This is a genomic window from Flavobacterium procerum, from assembly GCF_042431625.1.
In the GTDB taxonomy this organism is placed as follows: Bacteria; Bacteroidota; Bacteroidia; order Flavobacteriales; family Flavobacteriaceae; genus Flavobacterium; species Flavobacterium procerum.
The window spans coordinates 179,486-204,331 of record NZ_JBHLYW010000029.1 but is presented as its reverse complement, the minus strand read 5'-3'; the positions used below and the strand labels follow the sequence as shown (position 1 = coordinate 204,331).

The following is a 24,846-nucleotide window of genomic DNA, read 5'->3' as shown; positions in this document are numbered from 1 at the left end:
ATATTTTGGTTTTTGATGAAGCAAATGTATCTTAACATTTCTTGTTAAAAAATATATAATAACCCAATTGTAGAATTTTGAGGATGAGTTGTAAATTTCTAATTTGTATCTTAGCTAGGAATTCCAAAAACCACCGATTATGTCAGAAAACAAAAGAATCTCCGATTTATACCAGTCCGTTTATAATGGAAATCCTTGGCTAGAGGTTACTCTAGCAGGCACATTAAGTAATGTAACGGCCGAACAAGCTTACAAAAAGATAAATCCGAATCTGAATACCATTTGGGAGATTGTTAATCATCTAATTCAATGGAGAAGAAATATTTTGCAGCGCATGCAGGGAGAAACCATCATAACTCCCGACCACAATTATTTTGTACCCGTTCTAGATCCATCAGAAGTTGCTTGGGAACAATCGCTGCAGACACTGGCAAAATCTCAGGAAGCTTGGAATACTTTTTTTGAGGATTTTGATGATACTGATCTGGCAAAAATATATATCAATAATGGACATACCTATTACGAACATATTCACGGAATTATTCAGCACGACGTTTATCATTTGGGGCAGATTGTAATTTTGAAGAAAATGCTTTAAAAATTCATTTATGAAAAAGCCGTTTTTAATTTTCGCTTTTTTTATGCTAAATGCAGTCGGATTTTCTCAGGAAACTGAGGCAAAATACGATGAGAATTTAGCAAAGTCTCTTCATGCCGATGAATACGGAATGAAGAAATATGTTTTTTGTCTTTTGAAATCAGGAAGCAATACCACAGTTTCTAAAGAAGAAAGCAAGAAATTATTTGAAGGACATATGGCCAACATTAATAAATTGGCAAAAGAAGGAAAACTGGTCGTTGCCGGACCTTTCATGAAAAACGACCGAAATTATCGCGGCATTTATATTTTTAATGTAGAAACCATAGCTGAAGCTGAAGCGCTCGTTGTCACAGATCCAGCCATAAAAGCAAAATTACTCGAAGCCGAATTAACGCCTTGGTATTGCTCTGCTGCATTACAGGAAATTCCAAAAATGCATGAAAAAATTGCCAAGACGAAAATGTAATCTTAGATGAATAAAATAAACTTGAAATCGACTCTGTATTTTTTTCTCGCAATTCTTTTTCTATCAATTAAATCATACGCGAAAAACGATTATGATAGCTCGAAAATTTCTGAACAAACAAAAGAAATTGTCAAAAGAATAGAAAAAATAAACATTTTGATGGGGGAATTTGTAGGTCAAGCACCTCGGAGGCCTCAACAATATGAGAACTTTGAAGAATTAAAAAAGAAAACTTCTTTTGAGGAATTAAGAATGTTAACTGATCACCCAAATGGTGTTGTGAGATGTTATGCATTTTGGGCACTTGCCCATAACGAAAATGTAGATTTATTCTCGATAGTAAAAACTCATTTAATTGATGATGCGACAATAGAAACTCTATTTGGTTGCACAGGATCCGTCGAAAAAGTAGGAGATGTTTTCATTAATATAGTTACACCTAAATATTTTGACCTAAACATCAAAAAATTGAATGAAAAAGAGTCAAAAGCATTAGATAGTCTTTTAATTTATAAAAACAACAATCTTGATTCAAGGTTTACTGCTATTGAAAATGTCGAAATTAATGAATTATTGTATCCAAGAATTAGAGAATTAGTAACAAAATTTCACAATCAATCTGCTTTAGCAACTTTATCAAAATATAGAAAGGAAAACGATATACAATTGATTTTAAAGAACAAAGGAGAAGACAAAAGTTTTTTTTACACCTATAAAGCAATTCAGAATTTTCCAGACTCAAAGTTTTTTCCTCTACTAGAGAAAAATTTAATGCAAACCTTAGATAATGATCATTTTGATTATGATTGGAGAGAGTTATATAAAGCAATTGCAACTTATAAAAATACAAAAGCAGTTGATTTACTAACTATACCATTTACAAAAGTTAAACATCAAAACATTAAAAAGTATCATATTGATTTTATTTACGATGCAATATTAGTCAATGAATCCAGTCTTTATGATGACCTATTATGGAAAATCTGGGAAGAAGAAAATATCATTACTCTTAAAGGTTTTAAATATCTTTTAAAAACTAATCCATCCAAAACCTACGAATTAAGCAAGCAAAATCTTTTAAAGAATTACAACGGAAATCATGAAAATGTAACACCTTTTATTGATGAAAGTATTTTTGCAGATGGATTAAAAGAAACTATGCTGAATTTTATTTTAGCAAATGAGAGAAATTTGGCCTATAATATAATTTCAAATCAAATTCTAGAAAGTGATGTACACGATTTTGAAATGTACTGCAAAAAAGTATTAGAACTAAAAGAAACAACTTTTGTTGAACCTTTATTCAAAAGATTACAAACCGAAAACAATCCTAATGTTTATCTCCAAATCGTAGAAACTCTTATTTCGTTTAAAGACAAAGACATCAACAAAAGAATTCTGGAAACTAGGAAAGAAAATAAAAACATGAATCAGAATTGGGGAAGTGACTCTTTAGATCAAATCCTCGAAAAAAACAACATTAAATAATGAAAACAGAAAAAGAAAAAATGATTTCGGGCGAATATTACAACGCCTTTGACCCTGAATTGCTAAAAGGACGTCGTGCTGCCAAAAATCTCCTTCATTCTTTAAATGTAAAAGAATACAGAGTTACCAAAAAAGCCAAAGAAATTTTAAAAGAACTGATTCCTAATGCTGGAGCTGGACTTTATATCGAACCGCCTTTTCATTGTGATTATGGCTACAACATATTTGCCGGAGAAAATGTTTATTTTAATGTGAATTGTGTTGTTTTAGATTGTGCACCCGTTACTATTGGCTCAAATGTTTTTATTGCACCGAATGTGCAGATTTATACCGCTTCGCATCCGCTTGAAGCTGAATTAAGAAAAACGCTAGAAAATGCTTATCCTGTTACTATTGGTGATGATTGCTGGATTGGCGGCAATTCTGTTATCTGTCCAGGCGTAACAATCGGCAAAGGCTGTGTTATTGGTGCCGGATCTGTGGTCACAAAAGATATTCCAGACAATTCATTAGCCGTTGGAAATCCGGCGAAAGTCATTCGAAAACTAAATCAGGAACCTGAATCCCAAAAATAATGCTTACTCTAAACAAAGTTCATCATATTGCTATTTTATGCTCTGATTACGAAAAATCGAAACATTTCTACACTCAGATTTTAGGTTTGACAATTATTCGCGAAATTTATCGCGAAGAACGTCAGTCTTATAAATTAGATTTAGCATTAAATGGTTCTTATGTCGTCGAATTATTTTCATTTCCAGATCCGCCCAAAAGACCTTCTAGACCAGAAGCTGTCGGTTTGCGCCATTTGGCTTTTGAAGTGATCAATCTCGAAGAAACCATTTCTTTTTTATATTCTAAAGGCATTGAATCGGAACCCATTCGCATTGACGAAATAACAGAAAAACGTTTTACATTTATTTCCGATCCTGATTTATTGCCGATTGAGTTTTATGAGCGATAATATTTTGCCACGAAGACGCTAAGGCACAAAGTTTTTTTGGTAGCCACCAATTAAAAAGATTTAAAGTTTATCTCTCGCAGATTTGGCAGATTATGGAGATTATTTCTTGTCTTTTTTATCAAATCTGCTCAATCTGTCAAATCTGCGAGAAAAAACTTTGCGTTTCTGCGACTTTGCGAGATTCATTCTGCACGCCGTGCTTGCAGAAACACATTGAACGAATTTTCTTCTTTATATTGCTTTTAACACACTAAAATGAATATTTTCTAGAAAAAACCGAATTTCATCCTTAATTTTGTAACCCGCATAAAATAAATGCGAATTCTCAAACTTATAATGATGAACAAAACGGCGCAAATCAAAAAAAATCATCAATTAATCAAATTCCGAAAATTAGTTATTGTTTCTATCTTAATCGGCTTTCTTTCAGCCTTTCTCGGAATTTCACTAAAAAAAATCACAGAATATTACGAAGAAATATTTTTTCATGAAGTTACGGTCCATCCGATATTCTATATTATTTTTCCAGTTTTTGGATTATCCGTAATTTATTTTCTCAGACAATATTTATTTAAGAAAAAAGAGAACAAAGGAATTAAAGAGGTCTTTGAAAGTACCGCATCAAAATCTAAAAATCTTCCTTCTTATAAAATTCCGTCACACTTTATTAACGGATTAATAACTGTCATTTTTGGAGGTTCAACTGGAATAGAAGTTTCTACAGTTGTCGCAACCGCAACAATCGGATCTGTTGCTCACGAAAAAGAAAATGTTTTCCGTCAATACAAAACCGAATTAATTTGTGCGGGAGTTGCCGCCGGAGTTACAGCACTTTTCAGCAGTCCGATTGCGGGAATTTTATTTGCTTTTGAAGTGATTTCTAGAAAAGTAACCCGAGCTTTTGTCATTTCAAACTTAATTGCGGTTTCAATTGCTTTTGGTTTATTAACCATTTTAAAAGAACAACCTTTATTTGCTGTTTCGATTACAACTTGGCATTTAAAAGCCATTCCGTATTTCATTCTTTTAGGAATTTTGGCAGGAATGAACTCGGTTTACCTTACACGTTGCGTTTTGTTTTTTAAATCACAATTCGGAAAAATAACTACACATTATTATAAGATTATTTTAGGTTCTGTTGTTTTAAGCATTTCACTTTTTATTTTTCCACAATTGTATGGAGAAGGATATCATGCGATTAAAACAAGTTTTATTGCGCCAAACCAAATCATGACAATGACTTTGGCTTTAACTTTTATTGGAATTCTGATTTTAAAACCAATCGTTACTTCTATAACGCTGGCTTCAGGGGGCGATGGCGGTGTTTTTGCTCCGAGTCTTTTTATTGGTGCTTTTTTAGGATTACTGTTGGCTACAATCTTAAACAGCTTTTTTCATGTAAATGTAATTCCGATTAACTTTATGATCATCGGAATGGCGGCTGTTTTAAGCGCCAGCATTCACGCTCCTTTTACCGCAATATTTTTGGTTTGTGGCTTAACAAACGATTATACTTTGTTTTTACCCATTCTTGTAGTTTGTCTGATTTCAAAATACACCGCAAAAGCAATTTATCCTTACACCGTATATAGTTACGCTCCAAGCTTGACGAAATAAATTATTTAGCCACAGATTTAAATGATTCAACAGATTTTAATCATTTTAATCTGTGAAATCTGTGGCAGAAAAAATCCACATATAAAATATCATGCCAACTCAAAAATTAAAAAGAAGCTACAGAAAAACCCGTTACATTCTTTACAAAGAAACATTAATTGATTACAAAGAACATTTCTGGTCGTTTTTAGGATCTTTTGTCGGAATTGGGATTCTGGCTTATGTCCAGTCAATTCATTTTTCGGGGCCAGATGCTGTTTATTTAATAGGTTCTTTTGGTGCTTCGAGTGTTTTGGTTTACGGAATCATCCAGAGTCCGTTTTCTCAACCGCGAAATTTAGTCGGCGGGCACGTAATTTCTGCCCTAGTTGGTGTTACTGTCAATAAACTCGTTCCAGATATTATGTGGATTGCGGCACCTTTGGCCGTTTCTTTTGCCATCATTCTAATGCAGATTACCAAAACGCTTCACCCGCCTGGAGGCGCAACGGCTTTGATTGCAGTTATTGGTACAGAAAAAGTAAAAGCCTTGGGATATATGTATGTTCTTTCTCCCGTTTTTACAGGAGTGTTGATTTTACTTTTAACAGCTTTGATTTTTAATAATATGACTTCAAGCAGAAGTTATCCGAGTCATAGCACTTATCACAAGCATTATCATAAACTGAGAAAAAGATTGACTAGAAAGTAACGGTTTCGTAATTCCTGCAAGATTTTGAAAACCTTGTAGGTATAACTTTAAATATAATTACAAACCTACAAGGTTAAAAAAACCTTACAGGAAGGCCAAGCGAAAACCACAGTAAATCAAAAGATTAAAATCTTTTCAACAAATCGTAATTCACGATTCATATTTCGTTTTTTATATTTTACCTTTGACCTCTCAATAAAAACAAAGATTATGGTTTATAAATTTAGAGTAATTCTAGACGCCGAAGAAGATATTTTCAGAGATATTGCAATTCTTGAAGACGATACACTTGAAGATTTACACAATGCTATCTTCAATGCTTTTGGTTTTGACGGATCTGAAGTAGCTTCATTTTATACTTGTGATGATACTTGGAATCAGGAAGACGAAATTCCGCTTTTTGATACCGGCGATGTTCCAGGCGAACAAAGAACCATGAACGATTACCCTTTGTCGAGCATCTTAGACGAAGAAAACACTAAAATTATTTACGTTTACGATTTCATCAGCATGTGGACATTCTTAGTTGAATTGGCCGCTATCGAAGAAGAAACCGTTGGCGCAACTTATCCAGAAACATTGTTTTCGCACGGAGAAATGCCAGACGAAGCAACCGAAAAAAGCTTTGAAGCAGACATGCACGATGATATCTACGGAGAATTTGAAGATGATTTAGACGAAGACGATCTTGACATGTTTGAAGGCGACGATAGCTTTGAAGATTACGGATTTGAGGAGAATTGGAATTAGATTAAAGGTTCAAAGGTACAGAGTTACAAAGGTTCAAAGGTTTTAAAAACTCATGTTTTTAAATTGTAGTATTTTTCTTAGTTTTATATTTTACTTTAAATATAAAAATATGAATACTTTCAGAGGTCTCTTTGTATGGCAAAAGTCTATGCAATTTGTAACAGAAGTTTACCAATTAACAACATCTTTTCCTAAAGAAGAAATCTACGGATTAACTTCTCAAATTAGAAGAAGCTCAATATCAATTCCCAGCAATATTGCTGAAGGTTACGGAAGAGATGGAGATAACGATTATTTACGTTTTTTAAATATTTCTATGTCATCTTTGTTTGAAATACAAACACAGTTAGAAATTTCTTTTAACTTAAAATTTATAACAGAAAATCAATTTAATAAAATATATGGAGAAAGCAGAGAGATAGAAAGAATGTTGAGTTCTTTTATAAGAAAAATAAAAGATCACAAATAACCTTTGACACTTTGCAACTCTGAACCTAGAAAATATGATCAATTTATTCAACACCCACATCGACACGCTGGCGATACACCGCGTAGGAAATAAAAGCCGTAATGAGGCAATTTTTTTATCAGAGCAGCCATTTAATCTTAATGACGAGATTGTTCCTTTGATAAAAGAATTCTTTTTTAAGCCTTTTAGAGAAAAAGAAGAAAACTATTATCAGTTTGCGCACGAAGTAGATTTGGACTACAACGATATGTTTAAATATGCAACTGAAATTTTTGCCAATCCAGCGAATGTTCATGAGGTTTCTAAAAAGATCACGAAACATTTATACGAGCAGTCAAATCATCCGCATATTAAAAACGGAGAGGTTTATGTGACTTATTTGACCAACTTAAGCATAGACAACAATGTCGTTGATGCAATCGGAATTTTTAAAAGCGAATTACAAGCAGATTTTTTACAGTTTGAAGAAAACGGAAGTAATCTTGAAATGATTTTGCAACAAGGAATCAACTTGAGTAAACTAGACAAAGGCTGTTTGATTTTTAACTACAAAAAAGAAGAAGGATACAAAATCCTTACTGTAGACAGCAACCGTTATGATGCGCGTTACTGGCTAGAGCACTTTTTATCTGTTGATGCTTTTGAAGACGAAAATTTCATCACTAAAAAATATTTAAAATTCTGTCAAAACTTTGCAAAAGACGTGGTTTTGCCAGCAGAAGACAAGAAAGAGGAAGTAATGTTTATGAACCGATCTGTGAATTATTTCGCTAAAAATGATCAGTTTGAAGAACAGAATTTCTTGAATGAAGTACTAGACAATCCTGAATTAATTCCTGAATTCAAAAACTATAAAGTGGATAAAGGAGAAAAATACAGCATCGAAGATGTAACCTCATTCCCTATTGCCAACGCAGCAGTTTCTGATGCTAGAAAATCGATTAAAAACGTTATTAATCTGGATACACATATTCAGATTAAAATGGATTTCATCAATCCAGAAAGTGCAGAAAAATTTGTTGAAAAAGGCTGGGATGAAGAAAAACAAATGTATTACTACTTAGTGTATTTCAATAAAGAAGAAAAAAGCTAAGAGTCATTCATTTTCAATTACTTACTTACACAAACAGAAAACGGCAGTTACAAATTGTAATTGCCGTTTTTTTTATGATTGATAATCTGTTTGATTTGACAATCAGATTTTTTATATATTCGCCTCGTTAATTTTAATAATTAATTACCAAAGCCATTCCCAAATCTAAACCAGCAAACAATGATAATCTACGGTCACAATCATTTTAAAATTAAAGAAATACATCCGAGCGAATTAGGTTTAATAGATGATGATTATCATATCGAAATTCGTCAAAAATATTTTCATATCTACTGGATTCCGTTTTTTGGGTTAGGAAAAATATGGACAATCAGGCGAAATGGCGAATTGTATGATCTTCCAGAGGTTTACGTTCAAGAAATAAAAAAGAATAATATAAAAATCAGAAGTCCTTGGTACACTTATTCTCTTCCACTAATTCTTTTGGTTGGTTTTCTAATTTTTACAGGTGTTGAAAAATTCAAAGATCATCAGCATGAAAAGCTGGACATGCAGTATTTTACGAGAGATGTTCAAGCATTATATGAAGAGATTGAGCATGTAAAATCAAATGAATTTATTACGCTGGAAAATACCGAAAAAACGGACTCCGAATCTACTATGTATTTAAAAGTGGAGAAAGTATATGCTGATAAAATTCTTTTTACCTTAATTCCGGGCTTTTTTCTAGAAGGCTCAAAAACAGATTTAGAAGAGTGTTACAATGCAAACAAAGCAAATTTAGATACCATTACAATATCAAAAAAAGATTTAAAAAGCGCTGTTAACAATGATTATGAAGCTTATAGAAACTATAAGTATAAGGGCCAAACGATATTAAATTCAAACAATCCGTATCGATTGTCTAAAATTGAGAAAAAATTCGAACCTAAAATAGATGTCGGGCAGACTTTTATTGATTACAAAACAATCAAGATTATGCTAACCAATAGCAGTGTTGGTTTTAAAATTGTATCGATTAAAAACATTACTAACTCTATTCCTTGGAATACCAAATTGCCACTTGAAGTAAAAGCGGGAACACATTCAAATCCTTCTTTTTTTATGCTGGAAAATACTGAAGATGAAAAATTCAGTTTTTACGGAAATCAGAAGTACAGCGCCGAATTAAAAATTGTCGATGATAATGGCATCGAATATTCCTATTTTCTAAACGGTGAAGGAAATACGAACACTATTACAAAACAACAATAACTAGACAGAAGCATAAAAAAAACGGCCGTTGCAAATGTAACGGCCGTTTTTCTTGGTACGATTTTGTATTCTAAAATAAGGAAAAAATAGCTTTGAGAATATCGTCATAGACTGTTTTGTCTTTTTCGCCACCACGAGCCAGAACTCGAATTCCAGAATAATTATTGAAAACAAAACGAGCCAGCATCTGCGCATCGTTCTTTGTAGAAATCTGTCCTTTCTCCTGCCCTTTTTTAATTGCATTAAAAAAAACTTCTTCCATAATTTGTCTGTTTTCAATTACAATCTTTTCAATTTGAGGTTCGTGCATTGCGAGCTCAACAGCAGAGTTTACCATAAAACAGCCTTTTGTAATTCGGTCATCAAGACTTTCTAAAACAGCTTGTTTAAATATTTGCGAAATAGCATCTTTAACATTTTCACTGTTTTCCAAAAGTTCTTTTACTGCGTCTTGCCCTTGTTTTTGATATCTCTTTAAGGAAGTCACAAACAATTTTTGCTTGTCGCCAAAAGTATCATACAAACTCGAACGGCTTAATCCTAAATGATTTACTAAATCCTGTGCGGATGTTCCGTTATATCCTTTGTGCCAAAAAATCTCAACTGCTTTATCTAAAACCTGATCTTCATTAAATTCTTTCGTTCTAGCCATAACTTTAAAATTGAATTCTCCTCAAAAATACAAAAAAATACGGAACAATCGTTCCTAAATTAATCAAAAAAATTATAATACGGTATTTACGATAAGTCCGCCGTCAACTACAATTTCAGTTCCGTTGATAAATGAAGCGTCATCTGAAGCTAAGAAACTAACTGTTTTTGCAACTTCTGAAGCCTGACCAAAACGTTTCAATAAAATCTTTTCGCTTAAAGCGGCTCCTAAACCTTCAACGTCTGCTTTTTCTAAACCAACTTTTCCGTAAAGCGGCGTTTCAACAGGACCAGGAGAAACAGCATTTACTCTAATTTTTCTCGATGCCAATTCTACAGCAAAAACTTTATTTAAAGACAATACCGCCGCTTTACTTGCCGCATAAACACTAGAGTTTGGCATTCCAACATGAGCATTTACAGAAGTATTGAAAATGATTGAACCGCCATCATTTAAAATTGGAAGCACTTTTTGTACTGTAAAATAAACTCCTTTTACGTTTACATTCATAATGCTATCATAATGATCTTCTGAAGCTGATTCGACTGGAGCAAAAGAAGCGATTCCGGCATTCAAAAATAAAATATCAACTTTTCCGAATTTTGCTTTTACCTCTTCAACTAAATTGTCAATAGATTTTAAATCTGATTGATCGGCTACAATTCCAGTAACATTCAATTCTGATTCTGCTTTTGCCAAAGCTTCTTTATTTCTTCCAGTTACGATTACTTTTGTGCCTTTTGACACTAAATCGGCTGCAGCTGCGTATCCGATTCCGCTATTACCACCTGTCACGATTGCTACTTTGTTTTCTAAATTTTTCATTTTGTTTATTTTTTTAAGTTATTGATTATTCAATTATTATGACACAAAGATATAATAACGGAACGTTCGTTCCATTATTTAGAATGTTAATTTTGAGTTAAAAAAATAATCTTCATTCGAAAAACCTTTATTTACAAGGGAATCAACTATTTAACTATAGAGGAAAGAAATTAAAAAATGTCGGAGATGCTTAATTTATCATTAATTTTGCATTAAAAATAAACTAAGATGGATATTCAGTTTTTCAAAGAAAGTCCTTTCACCACTATAATTTCATTTCACAAGCTAATTGAATCTTTTGAGGAAATTGCTTTGTCTGATATAGATTACCGATCCAATTACGCAAAAGCGATTTTGAAACAAATCGAATTAATTCCAGAACTAAGAACTGGAATTCTGGATTATTCAGTAATTAAAGAAAATGAAGGATTAATCAAAAACATCGTAGCCGATTTATTCCCGACGGCACTTACACATAACGAAATCAAGGCGATAACGATTCCGTTTCAGAATATTTCCTTCAATTATACAGAGCGTTTCAAAAAAATCCTAAAAAATGCAGGAGACGAATTTTATATGGAAATTCGTGATTTTAGCGAGCATCAATTCTATATCAATAACTGCTGTTTGATTTTAAGCTATTATTACAAACAACATATAGACTTTAATCAGCCTTTTTTTTATGACATTCCTGATGAAAACGGCGTAGAAAGACATTACCGCATTCTGTACAATGCCGATTTCATGGAAATAATTCCAACAGAAAATGCCGTTACGTTAACACAGGAAGATATTGATCAATTGATTGACAACTACAATGATATCAACTTATGGAAATCTAAATTCCCAAAAGGAAGCTGGATTTTAAGAGGTTTCGGAATCGTTTCGTTGTTTGATGCTACTACAGAAAGCGCCATTTCTACCTTAAAAAGTAATTTGCTCAAACCTAGCGCAACAACAGCAACATCTGGCGAAGAAATCTCTAATATTTTTCAATCCATTTTTAATCTTACAAATCTAAAAGTCGGGTTTATTATTTATAATCCGGAAGAAGAGAAATTTTTGAGACCCGAAAAATATGATACGCAACTTAGAAGTTTTTTACTTTCATCAGAACAAGAAGTAGATTGTAAAAATGCTTTTTTTGGTTGTTCTTTTGAAAACTTATTAGATAACAAAGAGCCTTTTGTAATTTCAAACGTCAAAAAATTCACAGAAGAATCAACAAACAAAAGACTTGGCGAACATTTACTGCTGCAGAATATTCAAAGCTGTATTTTTGCTCCTGTCATCAAAGACGGACATTTATTGGGAGTTGTCGAATTAGTTTCTGAGAATCCGAGAGATTTAAACACTGTCAACGCAACAAAATTAGATTTGGTGCTTCCGTATTTAACAGATACAATTGATCGCTACAATACTGATATGCAACATCAGATTGAAGCTATTATTCAGCGTGAATATACTACAATTCACCCAAGCGTATATTGGAAATTTAAAAGAGAATCGCTGAATTATTTCCAAAACAATAATCCATCAAAAGATTATATTTTTAAGGAAATCGTATTTAAAAATGTTTTCCCACTTTACGGACAAATTGATATAAAAGGTTCTTCTGAACATAGAAACGATACGGTTAGAAAAGATTTAAAAAATCAGCTGACAACTATTTTGGAGATTTTTGAAAATCAGAAGCCAAACAGCAGTCTGATGCTTTTGGAACAAAGAAAATTTGAATTGGAATCGCTTCGAGACGAACTCGATCAGCCTTTAAAAGCCGATACAGAACAGCATATTCAGCGTTATATCGAAGATGAGATTCATCCGATTTTAAAAAACACTAAGGATACATCCAAAAATCAGAAACTGGAAGAAGAATATTTTGAAAGTCTTGACGAAAAGACTGGCATGTTTTATCAGGAAAGAAAGAAATTTGATAACGCAATGTCAATCATCAACAAGAAACTAGCTTCTGTTTTAGATAAAAAGCAACTCGAAGCGCAACAGATTTATCCGCATTATTATGAGCGTTTTAAAACCGATGGTGTTGAGCATAACTTGTATATTGGAGCTTCAATAGCGCCAACCAAGCCTTTTGACATTATGTATCTGCACAATCTGCGTTTATGGCAATTGCAGACTTTATGTGAAATGGAACTTGAACATCATCAGCTTAAAGAATCGCTTCCTTATGAATTAGATGTTACTTCGCTTATTTTGGTTTTCAGCGCTGCTTTATCTATTCGTTTTAGAATGGACGAAAAGCGTTTTGATGTCGACGGAACTTATAATGCAAGATATGAGGTAGTTAAAAAACGTATTGACAAGGCTCACATCAAAGGAAGTAGTGAACGCATTACCGAAAAAGAAAAAATTACGATTGTCTATTCACAAAACAGTGAAGAAGCAGAATATTTAAAATACATTAAATACCTGCAGCACAAAAAAATATTAGAACCTTCTATCGAACAATTTGAAGTTGAAGACCTTCAAGGCGTTTCTGGGTTGAGAGCCATTCGCGTAAAAGTAATCAACAACATTACGAATTCGAATACTAAAAAAATTACTTATCAGGATCTTTTAGATGAGTTGAATTAACTATAAAAAGCTTTGCCAAAGTTTAAATTTGACAAAGCTTTATTTTTTCTTTTAAAGCGTAACTCCCTTAAAAGCAATCACAAAGGATATTACGGTTATAATAATTCCAACCATAAAAAAGTTATAGGCTATACGGAGCAGATTGTATTTTCGTTGTAAAACCAATCCAAGATAATACAAATCTTTGATCATTGTCGAATACAAATAATCGCGGTCTTTCATCATTTCATTCATTGCCCAATCATAATCTTCGAGAGGCATTTTATAGAAATTTCCAAAAAACATTAAATTCACTTTTTTAGCTTCTACATCTCCCCTTGTAAAAAAACCAGAAGTGACTTTTGGTCTGGTTGAAAGAATAGCAAAAATAATCGTGATAACGCTCGACATCAGCATAATAAAAGTCGGAACCACCAAATGCGCATTTTTTGGACTGTCTAATTTCGGAATAATCGACGATAATGCAATTGAGATAATAATCGCATTTACTGACAACAAAATATTGGCTTTACTGTCTGCAATACCGCTTAATCGAGTATGATTTCCAAGCGTAACACGAAATAAAGTATCAACACCGCGTTCTGTTTTGTCGCTTTTATCCTTTTTGCTGTTTTCTTCATCAATAGCGGTTGCGGCTTTTAATTGCTGCTTATTAATTTTTTTCTGAATTAGAAGTAGGTTTTTTTCTTTCAGTGGCTGCCATTTTCGCAGCGCATAATCGGTATAAAAACGATGTTTGTTGAGTAAAAAATTCAGGTTTTCTTTTGTCCATTCTGCATTTGTAAAGCTGGCAAGTCCAGTATTTTTTAATTCTAAACGGAGTAATTCGCAGGTTGTTACATATTCTGTTCCCATCAAATGGGCATAATCTGCATCTTTAATGATTTTTTCAAGATGTGTTTTCGGCTGGTATTCTTTGGCAGTAGCCAGAATCAGACTAGAAACAAGAGAAATAAATTCTTCTGACTTCCCTTTTTCTCTCAAAAATTTGTCGGCAATTTTTACACTTTCTTCTTCATGATGTTGATAACCCTCAATATAACCAGTGTCATGGAACCAAGCGGCCGTCAAAAGCGCCTCCTTATCACCTCCCTCAACATCCTCTTTTTTACACAGCTCTTTTACCGCTGTAACTACAGTTAAAGTATGGTTAAAATTATGATAAGAATATAAATTAGAAAGTTTATCTTTGAGTAAATTACTGACGAAATCCTCGGATTGTTCTATTAGATTCATAAAGAATATTTTTATACCACTAAATTATGAAATTGTTTTTGGATAATCATTTTATTGCGAAAATTAAAACCGGCGCCACAGCTGTCATTATACTTTTTCTTGTTTTTTCATGTGCTACCAATAAACCACAATACGGAAAAAATGTAAGCGCGAACGAAAATGAAAACGCAACTGACAGCATAAAAATTGCGCATACTTTTTATCTTGTCGGTGATGCCGGAAATGCCGACGAAGATCAGGCACAAAAAACACTGGAACTTTTGCATCAAAGGTTGCAAAAAGCCAGCAAAAAATCTACCCTTTTATTTTTGGGTGACAACATTTATCCTAAAGGTTTCCCTGCAGAAAAGAAAAATGCAGATAAGGCTTTAGCCGAAACAAAATTGAAGAATCAATTAAAACTTGCAGAAGGTTTTAAAGGAAAAACAATTGTAATTCCGGGGAATCATGATTGGTACAGCGGCATAAAAGGATTAGAAAATCAAGCCAGTTTTGTAACTAATTATTTAAATGATAAAAAAGCTTTTCTGCCAAGAAAATCCTGCCCGATTGAAGATGTTAAAATTGATAGCACTACGACGTTAATAGCCGTTGATAGTGAATGGTTTCTCGAAGATTGGGATGATCATCCAACTATGAATGACAATTGTGAAATTAAAACTAAAGAACAGTTTTACGAAGAATTAGAAAGTCTTTTAAACAAAAACCAAGAGAAAACAGTTGTTCTTGCAATTCACCATCCTTTATTAAGCAACGGAACCCATGGCGGACAGTTTTCATTAGAAAAACAATTGTTTCCACTGGAGAAAAAAATCCCTCTTCCGGTTATCGGATCTTTTATTAATCTGCTTCGAAAAACCTCTGGAATAAGTCCACAAGACATTCAAAATAAACAATATACAATTTATGCTAAGCGAATCAAAACGTTGCTGCAGAAACAAAAAAACGTGATTGTAGTTTCGGGTCATGATCACAATTTACAATACATCAGCAAAGAAAACATTCAGCAGATTATCAGCGGTGCGGGATCAAAATCTGAAGCCGCGAGAGCTATTAATCCGTTTGATTTTTCGTATGGCGGAAATGGCTATGCTACTTTAACCATGTATAAAAGCGGTGATGCCAAAGTAAATTTTTACGGAAATGTAGAAAATAAAGAAAAAATGCTTTTTGAGCGCGAAATCATTAAGGCTAAAGAAATTAACTGGGCGCCTTCAACTTCAAATAATTTTCCGCCAAAAACCACGACTTCAATTTATTCTTCAAAAATGACCGATAAAAGTTTGTTTCATAAATTTTTATTCGGGCAACATTACAGAAAATATTACAGCATGCCAATCGAGGTTCAAACTGCTACTGTAGACACTCTAAAAGGTGGTTTGAAACCTATTCGCGAAGGCGGCGGACATCAGTCAGTTTCCTTACGAATGTCAGATCCAAAAGGGCGAGAGTTTGTGATGCGTGGCATGAAAAAAAGCGCTTCTGTGTTTTTACAGTCGGTTGCCTTTAAAGATCAATACGTTGTAAATGATTTTCAGAAAACCTATACCGAAGATTTTTTATATGATTTTTATACTACCTCGCATCCGTATGCACCTTTTGTAACGGGAAGCATGTCGGATAAGATTGGTTTGGCACACACTAATCCGATTTTATATTATATTCCAAAACAAAATGGTTTGGGAGAATTTAATTCCGGTTTCGGAGATCAGCTATATATGGTTGAAGAAAGACCTGCCGATAATCATCTTGACGGAAAAAACTTTGGAAATCCAACTAATATAATTGGTACTGATGACATGATGGCAAATCTTCATAAAGATGAAAAATATGTTGTCGATGAAAAAGAATATATAAAAGCGCGTTTGTTTGATATACTAATCGGTGACTGGGACAGACACAGCGATCAATGGCGCTGGGCTGAATTTAAAAAAGACGGAAAGGTAATTTATAAACCTATTCCGCGTGACCGTGATCAGGCATTTGTTAAATATGACGGGGCTTTATTGTCTATTTTAATGAATATTCCAGCTTTACGTCATATGCGTACTTTTAAGGATAAAATTGGAAATGTGAAATGGCTCAGCCGAGAACCTTATCCTATGGATCTAGCATTCTTAAAAACTGCTGAAGAGAAAGATTGGCTAGAACAGGCAAAATACATCCAAGAAAATCTAAAAGACGAGGATATCGATCAGGCTTTTAAAAAGATGCCGAAAGAAGTACAGGACGAGACTGTTGAGGAGATTAAGCGAAAACTGAAAAACAGAAAAAAAGACCTGCAGAAATATGCCAAAGAGTATTCTGATATTTTGAGCAAAACCGTTATGATTGCGGGAACCGATAAAAAAGACAAATTTGTTCTGAATCATAAGGCAAGAAAAAATATCGAAATTCAGGTTTATCGAGTGAAAAAAGAAGGAGACGAATTGGTGTACACGAAAAATGTCAACGATTCTAAAACCAAAAATCTATGGATTTACGGTTTAGATGATAATGATATTTTTGAAGTAAAAGGTAATGAGAAATCGAAAATTAAAATTCGTTTAATCGGTGGGCAGAACAACGACACCTACAATATCGAAAATGGAAAAAAGGTTATTGTTTATGATTTCAAATCAAAAGAAAACACCTATAATTTAGATTCTAAAACTCAAACACAGTTAACAGACGATTATGATGTTAACTTATACAATTATGAAAAACCAAAATACAATGTAATCTCAGGACTTCCGAACATCGGATTTAATCCTGATGATGGCGTAAAAGTGGGTATTAACCTTAATTATACCGTCAATAATTTCAAACAGAATCCTTATACGCAAAGACATATTTTTAATGCTTTTTATTATTTTGCGACAGGTGGTCTAGAATTTAATTACGCAGCACATTTCCCAGGATTATTAGGAAAGTGGGTAATCGATGTAGAATCGTTATATACAACTCCAAATTTTGCGATGAATTATTTTGGTTATGGAAATGAAACACCATATGAAAACGACCTAAGTCTAGATTACAATCGCGTCCGTATCAGAAAATTTAATGCTTCGGGAGCCATCAGACATGTAGGCAGATATGGAAGCGAATTCAGCATTCAGCCTATTTTTCAGAGAATGACAGTAGAACGAACTGAAAACAGATATATAGATCTTACAAATGTTGTAAATCCAGACATTTTTGAAAGTCAGAATTTTGGAAGCTTAAAGGTTAAATATCAGTTCAAAAATTCTGATTTTGCAGCAAAACCAACTTTGGGAATGTATTTTATGATTTCTGGAACTTGGACTGCAAATCTTGAAAACACCAAGAAAAACTTTCCGACTCTGGAAAGTATCTTAGGTTTCACGCATAAACTTGATCATAACGGAAAACTTGTTTTGGCCACTTATCTAAAAGGAAAAGCAATCTTAAACAACAATTATGAATTTTATCAAGGTGCAACTTTAGGAGGTGATACCGATTTGAGAGGTTACAGAAACGAACGTTTTTTAGGAAACTCTTATTTTTCTCAAAGTTCTGATTTGCGCCTGAGCCTTGGAAAAATACAAAAAACAATTGCTCCCCTCACCTACGGAATTCTAGGAGGTTTTGACTATGGAAGGATTTGGCTTGACGGTGAAAATTCAAGAAAATGGCATCAGGATTATGGAGGCGGTCTGTGGCTGAATGCAATCAATATAATTACAGCGAGGATTTCATACTTCAAATCTCCTGACGAAATTGGAAGGGTTATTTTTGGAGCGGCTTACAGCTTCTAGCTGAAGGCTCAAAGTAACAAAGTTTTTTTAGCCACGAATTTCACTAATTTACACTAATTTTATTTTAATATAATTCGTAGAAATTAGTGTAATTCGTGGCTAACTTTTTTTCTTAGCAACTTAAATCTTAGTGGTTTTCAAGTTTAAATTCATACACGTTTCCTCCTACTTTGTTTGTTTTTTCGTCGGCAATCAGCAGGGTGTTGTTGTCTTTAAAAACGATGGCTTCTTTTTGAGAAAAATGATTTAATTCTATTTGGGTATGAGTTCCTTTGTGGAATAAATCTCCTTTAAAATCTTTAAACAAAAGCACTTTGTCATGACTTAACAAAGCTACTTTTTTACCATCAGGACTAATTGTGGCGCTTGTTAAAACACAATGATTGTAATTATTGCAGGTTTTAAATTCTCCTATTCTAACTGCATTTTGCTTTCCAGAAGCATTTTTGATTTTGTAGATAAAAGCGGTTCCATCAAAACCTTTGCTTCGATTTTTGGTAAAAAGATAGAAGTAACCATTTTGTTCAAAGAAACCTTCAACATCATAGAACATTTCTTTTTTCTTTGGAGGAAATTCAGTTTGTTCCGGATATGAAAACGAAACTTTGTATTCTGCAGAAGCCTGATCTTTATTCAACTGATTTTTGGCCACTTTATAAATACACAAATCCTTGCGTTCGTTATCGTTATTTCCAAAATCACCAATATAAATATTTCCGGCTTTATCTTTTGTAATATCTTCCCAGTCAACGTTTACGGCATTTGCAATTGTAATTGTTTTGGCTATTTTACCTTTAGCATCAATAGCATAAATAGCGTTTTTATTTCCACTATCTTCTAGCGTATAAATAGTGTTGGTGTCAGGAAAATAAGTAATTCCTGAAACTTCCTTTAATTTTTTTGGAAGCGAATAAAGTTCTTTTAAATCAGAACCAGATTGCGTTTGGCAAGCCAATAAAACTATCGAAACGGCTATTAAAAAAGATTTTTTCATGATACTATTTTTATTTTGCCACAGATTAAAAGGATTACAATTATTAAAAAATCTTTTAAATCTGTGAATGTGTAGCTAAAACTTTAAACTAGATTAGTATTCTTAAAATTACGGGTAATAAACTCAAATGCGGCGTGCATGATGTGTCCCATCGATTTTGCATTTTTGAATTTCATATCATTTGTATAACGATACAATTCCATTTTTAGCTGCAGCAAATGCTCTTCTGTCGAGATGGTATCGTGGCACATAATATTCAGCAGTTTTTTTATTCTATTTTCGGCAGAATGAATACGTTTGGCTAGAATTGCCCTTTCTTCATCTTTGTACTGAATAATAGAACGTTCCTCCAATTTTTCTTTTATCAATTGAATCATCGGAAAATTTTCCTTAAAAAACTGTGGGCGATAAACTTTAAAATTTCCTTCGTAACATTGCTGGTCAAAATCAATCGGACGAATTTTATACACCACCTGATCAAAATCGTGAATCGGAACAATTACATAATTGTAAGCTCGCATATCTCCCAAAAGACGAATCATACAGCGCTCGTTAAACTTAACAAACTCTTTTGCAATCTGAGCTTTTTCCATTTCTGTACAAGAAACGAGAAGCGTATCCATAAAAACGTCGCCCGGAATTCCGATAATATGCTCTTCAATCAAAGTATCTTTATAAACCAAAAAATTGATTTTATCTGGCGAAAGAATATCTTCTAACTCTAAACCATAAATTCGCGAAGCATCTGCTTTTTTGATGTAAAAATGAACATAGTTATCGTTTAGAATATTTCGGACTTTTATTCTGAAAGGTTTCGAATTTCCGAAAGTACAATAATCAATCGCATCGATGTTGAGAAACTGAATAATTTCGCTATTTCCGTCAGAATGCAGAAGCGAATAAATTCTTTTTAAATTTAAATCGATTTCATTTCGCTCAAATTCATTGTAATAAACCCGAATCCAAAGCGTATCGTTGTCATGCTTATCAAAAACATTTATTGAACCCGAAAAGCGAAGCAAATCATCATAAAACACAGAAACTTTTGAAATGCGTTCATAACGCTCCAAATAACTTAAAAGAGGCTGTGTTAAAGGATACGACGGTTTTTTTAAAACCATTAAAGGTTCGCTCATTTTGAATATCTTTAATACAAATTTACATCAATACGATTGAATGTTAGAATTTAAAGTAACAAAAATCGAATTGGCTCGTCCTATTAAAAAACTAAAACCAGAAAAAATTTGGAAACCATTTTAACCATTGAAAATTTAAGTAAAAGATACGGCCGGATTCAGGCTTTAAAAGATGTATCGTTTAGAGTACAAAAAGGACACGTCTACGGTATTCTTGGGCCGAACGGCAGCGGAAAATCAACCACTTTGGGAATTGTTTTAAATGTTGTGAACAAATCTTCCGGAAATTACAGTTGGTTTGATGGAAAAATGCAAACACACGACGCCTTAAAAAAAGTTGGAGCCATTATCGAAAGACCCAATTTTTATCCTTACATGACGGCAGAAGAAAATCTGAAACTGGTTTGCAAAATCAAAAACATAAATTACTCTAAAGTAAATGAAAAGCTTGAACTTGTGGGTTTGATTGAGAGAAAGATGAGTAAATTCAGTACTTTTTCTCTAGGAATGAAACAGCGCTTGGCAATTGCATCGGCACTTTTGAATGATCCGGAGATTTTGATTCTGGATGAGCCTACCAACGGATTAGATCCTCAGGGAATTCATCAGATTCGTGACATTATCAAGAAAATTGCCTCACAAGGAACGACTATTTTATTGGCTTCTCATTTATTAGATGAAGTAGAAAAAGTATGTTCGCAGGTAATTGTTTTACGAAAAGGCGAAATCTTGTATTCGGGTTCTGTTGACGGAATGTCTTCTAATGAAAGCTTTTTTGAACTTCAGGCAAATGATAATCAGGCATTAAAATCGGTTATAGAACAACATCCAGCTGTAGCAAAAACGACTGAAGAAGATGGGAAAATCTTAGTTTACCTGCAATCCGATTTATCAGCTTCAGAATTAAACTTGTATTTATTTTCTAAAAACATCGCTTTAAGTCATTTGGTAAAACGCAAAAACAGCCTAGAAGCGCAATTTTTAGAATTAACCAAAAACGCAGCCATTCAAAAAAACTAAACCATGAAAAGACTTCTCTCTATAGAATTGCAAAAAATCTGGATGAATAAAGCCAGTCGAATCCTTACTCTTATTTATTTTATATTACTCTCATTCATAGCATTAATAGCTGCAATAAAATTTGATATAGGTCCCTTCAAATTTCATTTGGCAGAAATGGGAATCTTTAACTTTCCGTTTATCTGGCATTTTAATACTTTCGTTGCTGCTTGGCTAAAGTTCTTTCTGGCAATTGTAATTGTTTCTATGATGGCCAACGAATACAGTTACGGAACATTAAAACAAAATCTAATTGATGGATTAAGTAAAAAAGAGTTCATCCTGTCCAAATTCCTAACTGTTGTTTTGTTTTCACTTTGCTCCACAGTTTTTGTTTTTATAATGAGCTTGATTCTCGGATTGACTTTTTCTTCCTACACTGAAATAGATGTCATTTTCATGGATTTGGATTATCTCTTGGCATTTTTCATAAAACTGGTTGGTTTCTTTTCTTTCTGTTTATTTCTCGGAATTTTTGTAAAACGTTCGGCTTTTGCACTAGGCTTTTTATTAGTTTGGAGCATTTTTGAAGGAATGATGAGAGCATTTCTAGCCTTTAAGGTTTTCCCAAATAGCAATACAGATTTATATGTTGCACAGTTTTTTCCTTTAGAAGCCATGTCGAACTTAATTGTTAATCCGGCTCCGAGATTATCCGTTGTAAAAAATATCGGCAAGCAAATCGGAATTGAAACCGACAGCGCATACAGCGTTGATTATTTAGCGTGCTTTATCGTTTTAATCTGGACTTTTTTATTCATTTATTTTTCTTACAAATTATTAAAGAATCGAGATTTGTAGTATATTTGATACTATGAGCTGTTTTAGAGTTTTGGGATTAATTTTTACGTTGTGCTTTTTTTGTAATAAAATCAAAGCACAAAATATTGTTGTTGATCCTACTAAAACACCTGTAGAGCTTGTAAAAAATGTTCTGATAAACAGCTCATGTATCGATACCGAAACCGTAAATGCTACAGGAAATCCAACAGCTACAGGTCAGAGTTATGCTGCATTTAGTTCTGCGGGCAGTACTTTTCCGTTTGCCAACGGAGTGGTTTTAACCACATCACCAAGTAAAAATGCCGAAGGTCCTTTTAATCAAGCCACCTCTGTAGGTGTAAAAATAGAAAGCTGGGCTGGTGATGTCGACTTAAACAAGGCTATAAACACAACAAGCAGCACACAAGCTACCGTTTTAGAATTTGATTTTACAGCATTGACAAATTCGTTAAGCTTCAATTACATTTTTGCGTCAAACGAATACCAATCGTATTATCCTTGTTTGTATTCTGATGGTTTTGCTTTTTTAATTAAAGAAAGTGGCAGCACAGAAGAATATAAAAATCTTGCAGTCCTTCCCAACAGTACAACAGCGGTTTCTGCTACAACTGTACATCCAAAAATAGAATCTGTAATAGTTTCTGGAAGTGTCAAAGACGGTTGCGATGCTAGTAATGAAAATTACTTCAACGGATACAATACCGCAACAAGTCCCATTAATTACGCGGGGCAGACTGTTGTTATGAATGCGCATACTGCTGTGGTACCCGGAAAAAAATACCATTTAAAACTTGTTATTGCCGATGACGATACACGTAAATACAATTCGGCTGTATTTATAGAAGGCGGAAGTTTTGTAACCAATATCAATTTTGGAGAAAACAAGACCGTTGCCAATAATAGCGCACTCTGTTTTGGAGAAAATTATTTGCTGGACACCAAACTTGACCCTGCTATTTATACCTTCAAATGGTTTAAAAAAGACAGTTCTAATAATTATGTTCAGATTGCAGGAGCTACAGGTTCTTCATACAGTGTTACTGCTACAGGAACGTATAAAGTGGAAGCCAATTTAAGCAGTACAACCTGTATCAATATTGGTGAAATTACAATTGAATATATGCCTGAAATTGCCTCGTCTGACACTACATTCCTGCAATGTGATGACAACAGCGATGGAATAACCATTTTTGATTTAACTAAGGCAACAAATATTGTAAAAAATAATGTTTCACAAATTTCACTGCAAGGTTTTTATGAATCATTGGCCAATGCCCAATCAAAAACAAACCCAATTGCAAATCCGCAACATTATACCAACAAAACGCCTAATCAGATTGTTTTCGCTCGAATAGAAAACAGCATTAATTGTTATAAAACGGCACAAATCACACTTCAAATTTCAAATCACGTAATTCCGAATCAAGCTCCAATTGCAACCTGCGATGAAGATGTTTTACAAGACGGCTTGTATCAATTTGATTTGAATCTTCAGGTCACGCCTCAAATCATGAGCGGCCTGCCATCTGGCTTGGTAATAGAATATTATTTGACAGCCTCAGATGCAGTACAGACTGTAAATAAGCTTCCAAACATCTTCAAAAATAACATTCCATATCTCCAGACCATCTACGCAAGAGCGGTAAACGGATCCGACTGTTATGATATTGTTCCGATTGAATTGGTCGTAAACACTTTCGATCCTGCCAATTTTGAAGATGAAAAAGTATTTTTATGCAAAGGAGATCAAGAAACTCTTGAAGTTGCTTCTGGCTTTAAAAGCTATTTATGGTCAAATGGAAGCACCTCAAATTCCATTCTTGTTACTGCTGGAGGAGATTATTCTGTAACCGTCACCAATGGAGATGATTGTCAAAAAACTAAAAAATTCAACGTAATCTCATCGGAGCCAGCAGTTATAACAGGCGCTCAGGTGAAAGACTTTTCTGGAATTGATAATTCTATATTGGTAGAATATACTGGAAATGGCGATTATGAATTCTCCCTAAACAATTCTGATTTTCAAAACTCTGCTTTATTTAGTTCTGTTGTGCCAGGAGTTTATCGAGCTGTTGCAAGAGACAAAAACGGTTGTGGCTTGTCGAATTCTTTCTTAATATATGTCTTAGATTATCCTAGATTTTTTACACCAAACGGAGACAATTATAATGATTTGTGGGCGATAAAAAACATTGACCAAATGCCTGATTATACCATTTCAATTTTTGACCGTTACGGGAAATTGATAAAACAAATGAATCAGAACAGTGCGGGCTGGAACGGTTTTTTTAATGGCCAACAAGTACCTGCGGGTGATTATTGGTTTACTTTATTGTTTATCGATGGTAAAAGTACAAGAGGACATTTTAGCTTAAAAAGATAAAACTTTAAAATTCCAAATTAAAAAAAAACAAATTCCAAATACCAAATACCAAATTAAAAAACACTAAA

General features: G+C 33.5%; 21 protein-coding genes. 16 read left to right on the top strand and 5 right to left on the bottom strand.

Features of this window, described 5'->3' with window-relative positions; translation table 11 throughout:
• Positions 1–139: 139 nt before the first annotated feature.
• The 11 genes from ACFFLS_RS23565 to ACFFLS_RS23515 all read left to right on the top strand — a co-directional run bounded on the left by ACFFLS_RS23565 (position 140) and on the right by ACFFLS_RS23515 (position 9,354).
• On the top strand, positions 140–598 hold the full coding sequence (locus ACFFLS_RS23565) for a DinB family protein (RefSeq protein ID WP_379682966.1): 459 nt from the start codon (positions 140–142) through the stop codon (positions 596–598).
• A 10-nt stretch (positions 599–608) separates the two neighbouring features.
• Positions 609–1,067 carry a YciI family protein gene (locus ACFFLS_RS23560; protein ID WP_379682967.1) on the top strand — a complete coding sequence of 153 codons (459 nt, stop codon included), beginning with the start codon at positions 609–611 and terminating at the stop codon, positions 1,065–1,067.
• Between the two features lie 159 nt (positions 1,068–1,226).
• On the top strand, positions 1,227–2,555 hold the full coding sequence (locus tag ACFFLS_RS23555; protein WP_379682968.1) for a hypothetical protein: 1,329 nt from the start codon (positions 1,227–1,229) through the stop codon (positions 2,553–2,555).
• Positions 2,555–3,130, top strand: a complete 576-nt coding sequence (locus ACFFLS_RS23550) for a sugar O-acetyltransferase (RefSeq protein ID WP_379682969.1) — start codon at positions 2,555–2,557, stop codon at positions 3,128–3,130. Before ACFFLS_RS23555 ends, ACFFLS_RS23550 begins: the two co-directional genes overlap by 1 nt.
• On the top strand, positions 3,130–3,519 hold the full coding sequence (gene gloA2 / locus ACFFLS_RS23545) for an SMU1112c/YaeR family gloxylase I-like metalloprotein (protein WP_379682970.1): 390 nt from the start codon (positions 3,130–3,132) through the stop codon (positions 3,517–3,519). The genes ACFFLS_RS23550 and gloA2 overlap by 1 nt, the downstream gene beginning before the upstream one ends.
• Positions 3,520–3,834: 315 nt before the next feature.
• The gene (locus ACFFLS_RS23540; RefSeq protein ID WP_379682971.1) at positions 3,835–5,136 is read left to right on the top strand and encodes a chloride channel protein; all 1,302 of its coding nucleotides are present in this window, start codon (positions 3,835–3,837) and stop codon (positions 5,134–5,136) included.
• A gap of 91 nt (positions 5,137–5,227) precedes the next feature.
• Positions 5,228–5,827 (top strand): HPP family protein, encoded by a 600-nt coding sequence (locus ACFFLS_RS23535; RefSeq protein WP_379689679.1) that lies wholly within the window; start codon positions 5,228–5,230, stop codon positions 5,825–5,827.
• Between the two features lie 210 nt (positions 5,828–6,037).
• Positions 6,038–6,577: an IS1096 element passenger TnpR family protein gene (locus ACFFLS_RS23530; RefSeq protein ID WP_379682972.1), complete on the top strand. Its 540-nt coding sequence runs from the start codon at positions 6,038–6,040 to the stop codon at positions 6,575–6,577.
• Positions 6,578–6,686: 109 nt separating this feature from the next.
• Positions 6,687–7,046, top strand: coding sequence for a four helix bundle protein (locus ACFFLS_RS23525; protein WP_379682973.1), 360 nt, complete (start codon positions 6,687–6,689; stop codon positions 7,044–7,046).
• Between the two features lie 34 nt (positions 7,047–7,080).
• Entirely contained in the window at positions 7,081–8,139 is a 1,059-nt protein-coding gene (locus tag ACFFLS_RS23520; protein WP_012026889.1) for a nucleoid-associated protein, read from the top strand.
• A 180-nt stretch (positions 8,140–8,319) separates the two neighbouring features.
• The gene (locus ACFFLS_RS23515; protein ID WP_379682974.1) at positions 8,320–9,354 is read left to right on the top strand and encodes a hypothetical protein; all 1,035 of its coding nucleotides are present in this window, start codon (positions 8,320–8,322) and stop codon (positions 9,352–9,354) included.
• A 70-nt stretch (positions 9,355–9,424) separates the two neighbouring features.
• Here ACFFLS_RS23515 and ACFFLS_RS23510 read toward each other — a convergent pair whose 3' ends face one another.
• Both ACFFLS_RS23510 and ACFFLS_RS23505 read right to left on the bottom strand, forming a co-directional pair.
• On the bottom strand, positions 9,425–10,006 hold the full coding sequence (locus ACFFLS_RS23510) for a TetR/AcrR family transcriptional regulator (RefSeq protein ID WP_379682975.1): 582 nt from the start codon (positions 10,004–10,006) through the stop codon (positions 9,425–9,427).
• Between the two features lie 72 nt (positions 10,007–10,078).
• The gene (locus ACFFLS_RS23505; protein ID WP_379682976.1) at positions 10,079–10,831 is read right to left on the bottom strand and encodes a glucose 1-dehydrogenase; all 753 of its coding nucleotides are present in this window, start codon (positions 10,829–10,831) and stop codon (positions 10,079–10,081) included.
• Between the two features lie 228 nt (positions 10,832–11,059).
• On the opposite strand from ACFFLS_RS23505, the gene ACFFLS_RS23500 reads away from it, so the two are divergent.
• Positions 11,060–13,429 (top strand): GAF domain-containing protein, encoded by a 2,370-nt coding sequence (locus ACFFLS_RS23500; RefSeq protein ID WP_379682977.1) that lies wholly within the window; start codon positions 11,060–11,062, stop codon positions 13,427–13,429.
• A 51-nt stretch (positions 13,430–13,480) separates the two neighbouring features.
• Here the strand turns inward: ACFFLS_RS23500 and ACFFLS_RS23495 are convergent, their stop codons facing one another.
• A complete protein-coding gene (locus tag ACFFLS_RS23495; RefSeq protein WP_379682978.1) occupies positions 13,481–14,665 on the bottom strand; it encodes a Pycsar system effector family protein in 1,185 nt (394 codons plus the stop codon).
• Between the two features lie 26 nt (positions 14,666–14,691).
• Here ACFFLS_RS23495 and ACFFLS_RS23490 point away from each other — a divergent pair, with 26 nt between their 5' ends.
• Positions 14,692–18,423, top strand: coding sequence for a metallophosphoesterase (locus ACFFLS_RS23490; RefSeq protein WP_379682979.1), 3,732 nt, complete (start codon positions 14,692–14,694; stop codon positions 18,421–18,423).
• A gap of 127 nt (positions 18,424–18,550) precedes the next feature.
• Here the strand turns inward: ACFFLS_RS23490 and ACFFLS_RS23485 are convergent, their stop codons facing one another.
• Together ACFFLS_RS23485 and ACFFLS_RS23480 are read right to left on the bottom strand one after the other, a co-directional pair.
• A complete protein-coding gene (locus ACFFLS_RS23485; RefSeq protein ID WP_379682980.1) occupies positions 18,551–19,417 on the bottom strand; it encodes a YjiK family protein in 867 nt (288 codons plus the stop codon).
• Between the two features lie 83 nt (positions 19,418–19,500).
• Positions 19,501–20,553, bottom strand: coding sequence for a hypothetical protein (locus tag ACFFLS_RS23480; protein WP_379689677.1), 1,053 nt, complete (start codon positions 20,551–20,553; stop codon positions 19,501–19,503).
• Between the two features lie 108 nt (positions 20,554–20,661).
• On the opposite strand from ACFFLS_RS23480, the gene ACFFLS_RS23475 reads away from it, so the two are divergent.
• From ACFFLS_RS23475 to ACFFLS_RS23465, 3 genes are read left to right on the top strand one after another with little or no spacing between them, the layout of a single operon-like run.
• Positions 20,662–21,573 carry an ABC transporter ATP-binding protein gene (locus ACFFLS_RS23475; protein WP_379682981.1) on the top strand — a complete coding sequence of 304 codons (912 nt, stop codon included), beginning with the start codon at positions 20,662–20,664 and terminating at the stop codon, positions 21,571–21,573.
• A gap of 3 nt (positions 21,574–21,576) precedes the next feature.
• Positions 21,577–22,413: an ABC transporter permease gene (locus ACFFLS_RS23470; protein WP_379682982.1), complete on the top strand. Its 837-nt coding sequence runs from the start codon at positions 21,577–21,579 to the stop codon at positions 22,411–22,413.
• 13 nt (positions 22,414–22,426) lie between these two features.
• Positions 22,427–24,778, top strand: coding sequence for a T9SS type B sorting domain-containing protein (locus ACFFLS_RS23465; RefSeq protein WP_379682983.1), 2,352 nt, complete (start codon positions 22,427–22,429; stop codon positions 24,776–24,778).
• Positions 24,779–24,846 lie beyond the last annotated feature (68 nt).